Genomic DNA, 12,359 nt, shown 5'->3' with positions numbered 1-12,359 from the left:
TGCAAAACACTAAAGTTACGACCTCGGTCCGCTCATGTCGATGACCGGCAGGGGGAAGTCTTTGATTGGCGGATTCGAACTGGCCATCACTTCAATCAGCGGTCGCAACCCCATCCACCATTGATTGATAGGGCGACGTTTCTCTGGATTGACTTGTTTCTCCATTTGAGAAATGTCGTGGTATGACATCTGACCATTTTCTTCGCCGATATATTCAATGGCGCACTGTCCAGAATCTAGGGCAACATCAATGTGACGCATAGTCTCCCACATCAGACGTACCGCGAGAAGCCGGTCAAAAGGCGAGGGCGCCCCGCCTTGCTGCAGATACCCCACCGAATCTATACGAACGTCGAAGTGTCCCAGGGATTCCTGCTTGAACACGTTGGCCATAAACTTCAGGTCATAATGTCCCCCAGCCAGTTCGTTGCGAACCACCAGGGCGAGGCGACGACCTTTTGCAAAAGCTTCACGCATTTCAGTGGCGTGTTTGCCCAGCGTCTCTAGGCTGATGTTTTCTTCTTCCAGGTAAACCCGCTCTGCCCCGGCAGCAATGCCACTCATCAGGGCCAGATAGCCACAGTGGCGACCCATAGTTTCAGTGATGAAACAACGCTTTGAAGCGGCTGCTGATTCTTTCATCAAATCCATGGACCATACTGCGTTGTTTAGCGCGGTGTCAGCCCCGATAGAAATTTCGGCTCCCGGAAGGTTGTTATCAATGGAGGCCGGGACGATGACCATAGGTATTTGTAGAGCTGGATAATGTTTCAGTTCCTCGCTGATGGCTTGGGCAGACAGGTACGCGTTATATCCCCCGATCAGCACCAGCGCATCAATATGGTGGTTTTCAATCGAGCGACCGATAGCATAGAACTGTTCTACCGTGGGCACTTCCCGTTTGGTTCCCAGCTCGGCTCCGCCTCGGAAGTCCCAGCCCTCTACATCTTTCCACCGCAGTTTGTGGACTTTGCCGTCGATGAGTCCCTGCCAGGAACCCTCTATCCCTAAGACTTCCAAGCCGCGCTGCAGTCCGAATCGAACTGCGGCTCGAGCCGCCATGTTCATCCCCGGAGCCAAGCCACCAACGTGCATCACCGCAACTTTTTTCGCCTTGCGAGGCAGAGGTTTCAGCAGTGAGGGCGGGGTGGACAGAACCCGGAAAATCTCTACCATATCGGTAAAGGAAGTCCCCCGTGAGGCGATAGCTTGGTCGTATTCTCCGGACTTAATCAGTTCGTGAACATTTGAGGTCGCCGCCACGGTCTGAGTCAGGTCGAGTCGGGCAATTCGGTTGTAACGCACCCCCATGACTTTGGCAGGATCTCCCGGTTGTGCCTCGATGACGTCCTGTACCGCAGCGTACCCCAGCAGGGTGGGCATCCACCGGTCGTAAACCGAGGGCGTCCCGCCCCGCTGAATGTGTCCCAAAATGGTAACTCGCGCGGACTCTCCAGTGCGCTGCTCTATGGCCTCAGCAACATAGTGCGCAGTGATGGGCTGACCATCCCGGTCTTTTGCCCCTTCCGCCACGACCACGATGGAGTCGCGCCGCCCGTGCTTGCGACCTTCGCTGAGTACCGTACACATGTCTTCCTCCCAGCCGGGAGCCGGAGGATTTTCGGGAAACAAGACATAGTCAGAACCACCCGCTACAGCGCTCATCAAAGCTAAATAACCGCAGTTTCGTCCCATGACTTCCACCACGAAGGTGCGTTGATGCGAAGCGGCAGTGGACGAGAGTTGATCCAGCGCTGCCAAGATTCGGTTCAAGGCAGAATCAGTGCCGATAGTCATATCTGTGCCCGCCATGTCATTGTCAATAGACCCGACTAAGCCGACAATTCGCAAGGACGAGTGAGCTTTGGCTTCCTCAGGGCTGAGACGTTTTTCCTCTACCAACTGTGCCAAGAGCTTGGGCCAGTCTTGGCGCAGTTCCTCCGTCCCCCGCAACGACCCGTCACCGCCGATAGAAACGAGCCGGTCAATGCCGTTTTTAACCAGGTTTTCGCAGGCTTTCAGCCGCCCTTCCCAGTCCCGGAACTCCGGGCAACGAGCCGTACCGATGATGGTACCGCCCTTGGAAATCGTATTGGAGACATCCCCCCAACTCAGTTCGTGAATGCAGGCGCCACCTTGGACTGCACCCATCCAGCCTTCGCGTATCGCGAACGGCTTGGCTCCCAAAACTATGGCGGAACGCACCGCGGAACGTACCGCTGCGTTCATGCCCTGTGCGTCCCCTCCCGAAGTGAGAATGCCGATGCGTTTTTCCTGACCCGACTGCGTCAATTTCGGTTTCGCGCCAGATTTTCCAGTTTTTGTCGTCTTTGCGGACCCGCCCATCTGTATTTCTCCCCTCGGTTCTGTGCCGGTAGCCCGACCCGGTTTTATTCTCTCGAATTATTCACCCTTTTGGGTGTTAAACGTGAACTTTCCCGCCCTTAAGCTAAAAAACAACCTACAATAATTAGCCCCTGCCTGGTTGGAGTCCCCGTTTTTACTCGACCGATAAAAAAGGGGCGAGTTTTGCCCCCTCGCCTGCTATTTTTGGGAATAATGGAATCATGAGTTTCGTACGTAAGCCGGCAGTAGCAGGATCTTTTTACCCCCAGGATCCTGGTGAGCTGCAAAGAACGGTAGACGAACTGCTGAAAAAAGCCACTGCCCTCATCACCAACGATGTTTCGCGAGACTCACAAGGCAGACCTCTCCGTCAGCTAATGGGGGTACAGGTTCCTCATGCCGGATACATCTATTCCGGTCTCATCGCCGCGGTCGGGTTCCAGCTCGTCTCAACTTTACGTCCCCGACGCGTCATCATCGCCGGTCCCACTCACCGTGTTGGATGTCACGGTATCGCGCTGAGCGAAGCTACTGCTTTTGCCACTCCCTTGGGGGAAGTTCCGGTGGATCAAGTCGCCCAGCAATACCTGGTGGAACATAGTTCCGTCGCGAAGTTTTTCGAACCCTCCCACGTGGATGAACATGCCTTGGAAGTTCAGTTGCCTTTCCTGCAGACCGTTTTCCGAGACATAGATTTTGCCATCGTCCCCTTGGCAGTTGGAGATTGCACCCCCGAAGATGTTTGTGACAGTTTACAAACGCTACTTTCGATTCCGGGGGAAAATCCTGACGATACCTTGATTATCGTATCCTCGGATTTGTCCCACTACCTGGCCTACGATGAGGCACGCAAGCTCGATACCGCAACTTTGTCTCAAGTCATGTCGTTGGAGTACCCCCTCGACCCGCGCCAAGCCTGCGGGGCTTACGCCTGGTCCGGGCTGATTCGTTTGGCACGTCGGGTGCAGTGGCATCCCCAACTGTTGATGAATGCCAATTCAGGAGACACCGCCGGGGATAAATCACGGGTCGTTGGCTATTCCTCCGTGGCTTTTTGGAAATACAACCCACCGGAGGAAGAATCCGGAATTCCGGATCATTACGGCGCATTGCTGCCCCAGATAGCCCGCGAGATTTTGACCGACGCTTTCCAGGACGATAATCAGATTGGTTCAATCAACGCCATCAGTAAAGTTAGCGCGTCAGATCGCGCGTTGCAGCTGCTGTTGCGCTCCATTGGCGCCTCGTTCGTAACCCTGACAAATCACGGGCAACTGCGCGGATGCATTGGTTCACTCGCCCCGCACCGAATGCTCGGAGAGGACATCGCCGCAAATACTCTGGCTGCCGCTTTTGAAGACCCGCGTTTTCCGCCTTTGCAGGCCTCGGAACTCGACCAGATTCAGATTGAGGTTTCTGTCCTCACCGAGCCCAAGCCGCTTGAACGTTTCGAAGGGGAAAGCAATGAATCTTACTTGTCCCGGCTGCGTCCCGGTATAGACGGGGTCATTTTGCGTCGCGATTTTCACCGGGCGACTTTCCTGCCCCAAGTCTGGAGCGAGCTACCCGATGTGCATGACTTTATCTCGCAGCTAATGTATAAAGCCGGACTGGGTGGCGCAGAATTCGGACCGGAAATCAAGCTCGAGACTTATCAGGTGCAAGCCTGGGGCGAAGCCAAGGCTTGAAGGCACGCGGACAGCGCGGGACAGGAACACAAGAAACAGCGGAGCTTTTCCACAACATCTTTCGGAAACACGCCCCCCTCAGAGACCACTTCAACAGCCAAACCGTCGATAGTAGAGATTACGACATTAGGCGAACATGAACAGTCGGCGGCTTTTAAAATATCCGCGACATATTCATCAAACCGAGCACGTCCCTCGCGATTCTTTTCCACAATTACCTGATGCTCAGCCAAAACTAGTGCGTGCAGAAAGTAGGTACGGATGTACTGAGTGTCAGTAGTCTGCGGAAGTACCGCGGCTACTAAAACCTCAGGCAACTTGTCACGCAATTCTGCTGAGGAGAGCTGCACCGCGTCGTCACGGATTTTGCGCGCCCGATTCACCCAGACCTCCACGTTCAGGCTCGCTGCTTCCATCAACAAGTCATCGCGCGTGGGGAAATGATATTCAATAGTGGAATGGGGCAATCCGGCTTGTTTCCCCAGAGCGCGATAGGTCAGTGCGCTAGGAGAGGACTGGCGCAGCATCTGCGAAGCTGCTTTCAAGATTCTGGTCCTGGTATCTGGTTTTTTAGAATCGTTGACAGTACTCAAGCGCTCGATGTCCTCCCCTAGTCTGCTAGTGAAATAAATTTTCCGGTCGTTTAGTCAGGTCGGTCTATTTTCGTCCCAATTTTTCAATTCTTTCAAGCAATTGCGAGACCTCCGCAGATTCAGTCTCCAGCGGATTCAGCAGGTCAATCTGCGGGCTGGGCGGGTCGTCCAACCGGACGTGAGACCATCCAATCGACGCTGTCCTACCTGCTAGGTCACAAGCTTCTACCACCTTTCCACGCAAAAATGCGCGCGTATTGGCAGGAGGAATTGTCTTAGCGCGGTTAATGCTACTCTCATTTACCAGTAACTTCACATTTCCCGATTTCAAGAGTTTCTCACGCAGCCCGTATTGCCTCGATAAATCGTGGAATACTAAATCGGCGCGCCGGGCTCTGACCCCACCAAAATTCATCTCGTCAGCGGACACGTGGGAAAGTAACTGATATTTCAGTGACCAATCAAGCTCACTGCTCAGAGCCGCGAAATCGCCTTCACTCAGGGCTGCTAAGCCACGGGTAGCCACATCCCGCAAACCGAATTCGTCGTCTTCCTCCGGTAATAACTCTATGCTTTCTCGCAAAAGGTCTGGGCAGCTCACCTCGACTGCGCTGTCCCCACGGTGTGCCGACATCCGCACATTTGGGTCGTAATTCCAGGTTTTCACCGCTGTCACGGGATCGTCGAGGACGATAAATTCCTCCTCTTTTCCGCTCTCCAAAAGGCTCAAAAATCGATCCGCCAAAAAAGCTCGCAGGGCAACCGTCACCGGCAGCATGGCTGAATCCACGCAGGTCACATGCAAACGACGCCAGCGGGAAGCATCCGCGTGCGGTTCCTCTTTCGTGTTGATGAAAGCCTTGTGATGCGTAGGGTCAGCCGAAGTCGCCTCGGTAATGTATTGCGCTCGCGCGCTAAAGCAGTATTTCCCTTCCTCGTCTATGCAGCCACTTCCGCACAGAATCTGTCGAGCCGCCAGGAATGACACGAAAGCCGGCAGAGAAATCGGGGTGTGCGCCCCATATTGATAGTTTTCGTGGCAGCCAAAGCTGTTTCCCCAAGAGTCGGCATTCGTTTTTAAGACGTGAATCCGGATACCGCGATTCCGCAAATTATTATTGGCAATATCGACTAAATCTTGGATAATCGCGTCACCCGCCAGGTCTTGAGCCACGACGTCTTCGAGATCAAGGCATTCGGGACCGGCATATTCGGGGTGCTCTCCAATATCGACATAGAGCCTCGCCCCGTTGGAGAGAAACCCGTGAGGAACCCGCACAGATCGTTCCGTACTGGCAAAAATCTCTCTCACTGCTTCTTCTACACCGAGGGGCGATTCCTCTGTGTTGGAGTCATCAGAAACATAGACGCTGGTAACGCCATATTCAGTTTCGAGTCCACAGACCCTTCCGAGACGTGTCATTGTCCGCCCTGCTGTTTGAAGTTTTGGACAAAGCTCAAGGCGTTGACGTTTAAGACATCTTCGATGTCTTCGATTAACGCGTCTAGTTTGTCTTCTGAGATTTTATTCTGAGGAGCCAGTTCGACTTCTTCGACCGATTCGTTCTCGCTGGTGGAGTGGCTCTCTTGAATCTGTTTCGCCATCTCATTTCCCTTTCTCAAATTGTTCTTTAAAACTTTCGCTGGCGTAGTAGCCCTCGTCCCAAGAGTAATATTTCAAATCCGCGGGCAATTCTACCCCCAGTGCTTGCAGGACTTCCGTAACGAGTTTCTCCCGATTCTCGCTTTCGGAGCCCAGCTTGGCTTCGCACATTTCCACGGCTTTCTGGACTTCATGGCGGGTGGGATGGTGCGGATCGGGGAATTGCACCCGCACCAACTGTGGTTTCCCGATGTCAACCAAAATCGCCATCCAAGAAGCCGCCCAGAGCTGGTCAGGGAACCGCCGGAGCAGCTCAGCGCGACCTCCAGCACGGGTTTCTGCCGGGGCTTCCCGAGATGCCTGCTGAATCTCATCAAGGGCAAACAGAGACTCGAAGCCGCCTTTTTCCAGAGCACGAGCCAGAGACATGCCCTCATCGACCATAGAAAATCTCAGATTCAACAAGGCTAATCTGGGGTCGTCCCAGCCGCAATCGAGTTGATTCCGCTTACGGTCCAAGAGCGCGAGTTTCGCACACCACTCCACGAGGGCAGTGGCTTCATGCCAGCCTGCCTTGAGAGATTTCAAGACCCGTTCCCAGTTCTCGATAACCCACTTGGTTTCGCTGTCTGCCTGCTGGTATCCTCCTGTGCCTGCCTCGAACCCAACTTCACGAATGAACTCCAGATATTCTTGCTGAATTTCTAACGCGGTGGCAGCTCCCCCTGCCTTCAGAGGACAAGTTTGTTGCAACGTAACATCGCGTGAAAAAGCCTTGATTGCCGCCACTGAATCCGCTAGCGCCCATCTGTCGGCGAGTTCACGAGCCTGTTCGGGGAAGTTTTCTGCCAGGCTCAACAGCAGCGCGGCAGTCCCGGTGCGTAACGCCGTGGAATAGGGGAACATCGAGGAATCCGCGGTGATGACGTGGAACCTCCGATACCGGCGGGTCGCGTGGGGTTCATCACGGGTATTGACGATAGGACGTTCCCGTGTCGTCATGAGGGAAACTTCGGTTTCGATGAAATCCGCACGTTGGAAAATCTGGAATCCCGCGGTTTCGCTGTTTTGCCCCAGCCCGAGACGTCCCGTGCCGCAAAAAATCGGGCGAGACACCAAGAACGGCATAAAGAGGTCGACCAGCAGTTGCCACTCCACGCTGCGTTCTACCAGGTAATTTTCGTGTGCGCCCCAAGCCGAACCGTGCGCATCGGCGTTGTTTTTTAAGATTAAAGCCCTCGCCCCGGCCTCGTCAGGGGAAGTATTGTCACGTAGGGCCTGAGCGGCACGAACCATAATCTCATCTCCAGCGCGGTCGTAAAGCGCGGTTTGGAGAGGTCCGAGACATTCCGGGGCAGAATACTCGGGGTGACCGTGGTCGACGTAAAGCCTCGCTCCGTTGGGTGCAATAGTGGAATTGCCGCGGTAGTAGTGTTGACCAAACGCATCGACTTTCGTAATCCAGCGCGTTTTCACACCGGTCAGGACGGCACCGAGTTCCTCGTTCGTCCTTGCTTCAGGAGGTAAGTTCCGGTGTTCTTTGCCTTCGGCATCGAGTTCCGGATGTTCTCCTGAATAGTCGAAACGGGTACCGGCTCCGGGTAGCATCCGCCATGAGACAGCAGCACCTGCCGGGTCGGGTACGTGATTAGTCACCGGCACTCCCGGTGTTTTCGCTTCTTCCAGTGCCCAAGAACGCAACAAACGTTGTGCCAAAACTTCGGCTTGCTCTGCCGCTTGGGTCTCAGCAGCTGCCGGTGCTTCACTGCCGGGAAAATCGCTCAAGGCATATTCAGTTTCTATCGACATGATGCGTTTTACACTCAGCATGTGTCTCCTCCTTTGTGCGGTCTCCCGCAGTGCTCTTAGTCCTGTTGAATCGGGGTGATGTCTACAATGGGGTCTAACCGTTTCGAACGCCCCACAATCCGGGCCCATTCTTCGGGGTCTGAAACTCCCGGCAGGTCTTGGTGAGCTGCAGTTTCATCCCGTATTGCCGCCACCAGGTGTTCGAGGCGAATCCCCGACTCGCCCCGAAGTGCTTGTTGAACCGCCCGTGCCTTAGCTTTTTCAACTATCGAAGCCAACATTGCTCCGGAGACTAAATCAGAGAGATACCAGGTCTCTTCCTTACCGGATCTGCGTGTCACTCGCAGGATGGCAGTGGTGTCATCGCGAGTAAAGACTCTGTCGATGACCTCATCCCGCAGGGCAGCAGGCTGAGCTCCGAATGCATATGGCAAATCTTCGCGCAGATATTTTCCGAGAATTTCGGCGCAAGCTTCTTTATTGGGGCGCGGGATGCGAATATGCATATCCAGCCGTCCGGGGCGAACAATTGCCGGATCAATGAGGTCTTCACGGTTGGAAGCGCCAATTATCACCACATTGCGCAGCTCTTCCACCCCGTCAATCTCGGCGAGAAGTTGCGGAACGACAGTCGTCTCGACGTCACTTGAGACGCCTGTGCCACGAGTCCGGAACAGAGCCTCCATCTCATCAAAGAACACTATAACCGGAACCCCGTTTGCGGATTTGTCCCGCGCCCGGGAAAACACGGCACGGACTCGGCGCTCGGTTTCCCCCACGTATTTATCAAGCAGCTCCGGACCCTTAATGTTGAGGAAGTGGGCTTTTTTGCCCAGCATCTCGCTCAGAGAGGTGGCGATTGCTTTAGCAATCATGGTTTTCCCGACGCCCGGTGGACCGTAAAGCAAAATGCCCTTGGGCGGACGCAGCTGATAGCTTTCGTAAAGCTCGGGGTGGGTCATCGGCAGTTCGATAGTCTCCCGAATGAGTGTCAAGACGGATTCCAATCCGCCAATTTGATTCCAGTTCACACCTGGATCGTCGTCAAGTTCCAGTCCCTCAATCTCGGGGCGTGCCAGATATTCTTGAGCAAATCCCGATTGGAGATCCACTAACAGGGTGTCGCCGGGACGAATCCTCGTGCCACGGAGCTGGTCGCTCAGTCGCAGCAAACGAACACTATCGTTATTGACCGTAACCAGGATGCGGTCTTTGTCCACGTGTTCGAGGACGACTGCGCTCACTCCGGTGTCGGCAGCAGTTTCTCTTCCGATGCCGACCATTTTGTCGTTCAACAGAATGGTGTCTCCGAGTTGGAGTCTCCCCCAAGTAATCGTGTTGCCCAGAGTGACGCGAAAGCGCCGTCCCATGACGGAAACATCCACGAGTCGCTGGGCAGAATCGACGAGTTTAACGACAGTTCCGTGAGTGAGAGGCGGTTCTTGTAACCGCTGAATCTCTTTCCGCAGGTTCTTCAGCTCACCTTGAGCCTGCGTCAGCGCAGAAGCCAGCAAGGTGTTCTGGTTTTCCAAGCGCTGTGGCTCACTGGTCTGACCGCCAGGGTTGCTCGAAGCATGGCTACTCGACATGATTACCTCCTAGCTGAATCAGAGAGCAATGGCGAGACATCCGCTGTGTCCCAAAAAAATTTCGGCTTTGTCCCATCATCGAGTTGATGATGGGACAAAGCCGAAATAATGTTACGCGTCACTTCAGTTCTTTATCCTTGTATTCCTTGGCGAAAATCATACAGATGAGAGCGAAGATTGCGATAACACACATATAGTATGCTGGCGAGATAGAATTTCCGGTGGTTTTTATCAGCAGGGTGGAGATGAAACCAACCGTGCCGCCGAAAATCGTGTTAGCCAGGTTGAACGAAATGGCAAAACCGCTGTATCTCACTTCCGTAGGGAGAGTCTCCGAAAGGAAGGATGAGAGAGTTCCGTCATTAAGCGTGAGGCAATATGCCAAAATCAGCTCAATAATCAGAATAACAACAGCTTGACCTGTATTGAGAATATGGAAAGCCGGCACGGTAAGCAGTATGAAAGATACCGATGCCGCAATCATCAGTTTCTTTCGTCCAAATTTGTCCGATAGCTTTCCTGATGAAAATATCATCAACACGTAGGCAATCAACGTGATGTTGGTGATGATATTACTTTCAACTGTGCCGAGCTTCACTTCAGTTTCAATGTAGACCGGCAGGTACGTGAACACCATGTAGAAGCCGATGGCATTGAGGGATGAAACCCCGAAACAAATCAGAGTTTCCTTCAGGTGCTTAGTGAACAGCAGCCGCAGCGGTGAAGACATCTTTTTGCCGGATTCCTTGAGATTATCAAGCATCCGCAAATACACCTCGGAGTCCTCCAGGCGGAGCCGGAGAGTCAGTACCACTACCCCGAGTGGGAAAGCCAGCAAGAACGGTATTCGCCACCCTATTGACTGCATCATCGAGTCCGACATGGTCAACGTGAGAATCGTTGCCAGGAATGAACCGCACATGAGTCCGACAGCAGTAGATGCCGGAACCATGGAACAATAGAAGCCTCGACGATTAACCGGTGCATATTCTGCGATAAAGATGGCCGCTCCGGCGTACTCACCAGATGCGGAGAACCCTTGGGTAAGCCGCAACAACAGCAGCAGTAGTGGAGCGGCTATCCCAATGGTTGCGTAGCTTGGAATCAAACCGATGAGACTGGTAGAACCCGTCATCACCAAGATTGAAGCCGTCAGGGACCACTTGCGCCCCTTCTTATCACCCATGTAACCCCAGAAGAATGCCCCTATGGGGCGTGCCAAGAAGGAGAGCGCAAAAACAGCGTAAGTCGCTAGGAGTTTGACGCTAGCATCCCCATCTGGAAAGAATACTACAGCGATTACAGTAGCAAGATACGAATAGGAACCGTAATCCATCCATTCCGCAAAGTTTCCCAGGAACGATGACGATAGTACTCGACGTACTATCGTATCGTCTGTTTCCATTTTTTCGGTTTGGTTAATATCTGACATATCAATCCCGAACTGGTTATTGGATTAAATCCGAATCCCAAGGTCAGGATACGGTCGTGTCCACAACCTCTGTTGGTTGATCCGCGCCCGATAAACGACTCTGTTTGCGGTTCTTTCGGCTCTGGCGCAGCATACTGATGCTCGGGTACATTCCTCCTCCTACTACCAGTATAAAGCCTAGAACCGTGTTAATAGTCAGGGCTTCGCCAAATATCAGCAAACCAATGAACAAAGCCACAGGCACTTCCCAGTAGGCAATAATGCCGTAATCTGCAGCCGGCAGGTTTCGTCCTGCCACCAAAAGGAACCCTAATGCGATAGGTCCGCAGATAATCCACAGCAGAACCGTTCCTATCCAGTTAAAGGGGGTCAAATGGAGGTCGAGCGCCCAACCGGGAACGTGACCGATAGTGCCGACGAGGTGCAGTATCAGCGCCAAGCTACCGGACGCTACCGTGGCAGCAATGAAGTTCCACACACCGCGGGCCGCTGTGTCTGCATCTTTGCGGTAGCCATTAAAGAACATCGATGCGCCATAGAAAATACCAGACAAGAAACCAAAAATGTTGCCCAAACCAGCAAGCGGAAATTCAGGAGTGGAGGCTGCCAAGTTGAAATCGACGAAGAATCCTTTGTCACCAAAGCCAATCAGCTGGTTACCGAACAACATACCGGTGAACACCGCCACTAGACAAACGTATTGAACCACGCCCATGGGCTCTTTACGGAATATCCGAGCCAACACAATACAGACGACCGGTCCGATATAGATGAGCAGCACGGCGTTAGCCACAGTGGTCAGCAAAGTCGAGGTTACATAGCAGCCCAAGGACAGACCAATCATCACGCCACCCATGATGATGGCAGGGGAAACTTTTAGTTCTTTCCAGACTTGAACCTTTTTTGTTAACAGGACTATGCACACGAAAAAGATAATGCCCATAGTCATACGGCCGGCTGCCATGAGGGCACCGACACTGTTCCCGGCGTTTAAGCCTTTAGTTCCGTCAAACATATCTGTACGCGTAGCCCACCGGCTAAACAGTGGTACCAACCCCATGCCTGTTGCGGAAATCAGCATGGTAATGACACCCAATTTTGTGTTCATTACATAGTTATTTTCAGTGCTCATTGTCATCACGACCTTTGCGAATTATCAACTCGTCCTCCTCTTCTTTGAGGAGCTCACAATATGTGGATTTAGTAGAAAAGAATAATCAGCGCTACTTCACGCTTATATCACATTGGGGCTGCGAAAAATCTTTCCGCAGCCCCAACATGAACTGTCATCGTGTTAAT

General features: G+C 53.2%; 9 protein-coding genes. 1 reads left to right on the top strand and 8 read right to left on the bottom strand.

The window, feature by feature from the left end:
• Positions 1–15 precede the first annotated feature (15 nt).
• A complete protein-coding gene (locus HMPREF0576_RS01015) occupies positions 16–2,346 on the bottom strand; it encodes a 6-phosphofructokinase (protein ID WP_004010349.1) in 2,331 nt (776 codons plus the stop codon).
• 221 nt (positions 2,347–2,567) lie between these two features.
• Between HMPREF0576_RS01015 and amrB the strand changes: the two genes are divergently transcribed.
• Positions 2,568–4,034 carry an AmmeMemoRadiSam system protein B gene (gene amrB / locus HMPREF0576_RS01010; RefSeq protein WP_004010347.1) on the top strand — a complete coding sequence of 489 codons (1,467 nt, stop codon included), beginning with the start codon at positions 2,568–2,570 and terminating at the stop codon, positions 4,032–4,034.
• On the opposite strand, the gene HMPREF0576_RS01005 is transcribed toward amrB, so the two are convergent.
• The 7 genes from HMPREF0576_RS01005 to HMPREF0576_RS00975 all read right to left on the bottom strand — a co-directional run bounded on the left by HMPREF0576_RS01005 (position 4,001) and on the right by HMPREF0576_RS00975 (position 12,168).
• On the bottom strand, positions 4,001–4,627 hold the full coding sequence (locus HMPREF0576_RS01005) for a TetR/AcrR family transcriptional regulator (RefSeq protein ID WP_081456823.1): 627 nt from the start codon (positions 4,625–4,627) through the stop codon (positions 4,001–4,003). The genes amrB and HMPREF0576_RS01005 overlap by 34 nt on opposite strands.
• Positions 4,628–4,691: 64 nt before the next feature.
• Positions 4,692–6,050: a proteasome accessory factor PafA2 family protein gene (locus HMPREF0576_RS01000; RefSeq protein ID WP_004010345.1), complete on the bottom strand. Its 1,359-nt coding sequence runs from the start codon at positions 6,048–6,050 to the stop codon at positions 4,692–4,694.
• Complete coding sequence (locus tag HMPREF0576_RS00995; protein ID WP_004008278.1) at positions 6,047–6,232, bottom strand: ubiquitin-like protein Pup; 186 nt, start codon at positions 6,230–6,232, stop codon at positions 6,047–6,049. Before HMPREF0576_RS00995 ends, HMPREF0576_RS01000 begins: the two co-directional genes overlap by 4 nt.
• A gap of 1 nt (position 6,233) precedes the next feature.
• A complete protein-coding gene (locus tag HMPREF0576_RS00990) occupies positions 6,234–8,060 on the bottom strand; it encodes a proteasome accessory factor PafA2 family protein (protein WP_004010344.1) in 1,827 nt (608 codons plus the stop codon).
• Between the two features lie 35 nt (positions 8,061–8,095).
• Complete coding sequence (gene arc / locus HMPREF0576_RS00985) at positions 8,096–9,628, bottom strand: proteasome ATPase (protein WP_004010343.1); 1,533 nt, start codon at positions 9,626–9,628, stop codon at positions 8,096–8,098.
• A gap of 118 nt (positions 9,629–9,746) precedes the next feature.
• Positions 9,747–11,033, bottom strand: a complete 1,287-nt coding sequence (locus HMPREF0576_RS00980) for an MFS transporter (protein ID WP_236589541.1) — start codon at positions 11,031–11,033, stop codon at positions 9,747–9,749.
• Between the two features lie 70 nt (positions 11,034–11,103).
• On the bottom strand, positions 11,104–12,168 hold the full coding sequence (locus tag HMPREF0576_RS00975; RefSeq protein ID WP_245527287.1) for a DMT family transporter: 1,065 nt from the start codon (positions 12,166–12,168) through the stop codon (positions 11,104–11,106).
• Between the last annotated feature and the right edge of the window lie 191 nt (positions 12,169–12,359).

The organism is Mobiluncus holmesii ATCC 35242 (assembly GCF_000185445.1).
GTDB classification, from domain to species: domain Bacteria; phylum Actinomycetota; class Actinomycetes; order Actinomycetales; family Actinomycetaceae; genus Mobiluncus; species Mobiluncus curtisii.
The sequence above is the reverse complement of the archived record's forward strand: the minus strand, read 5'-3'. Positions and strand labels throughout refer to the sequence as shown.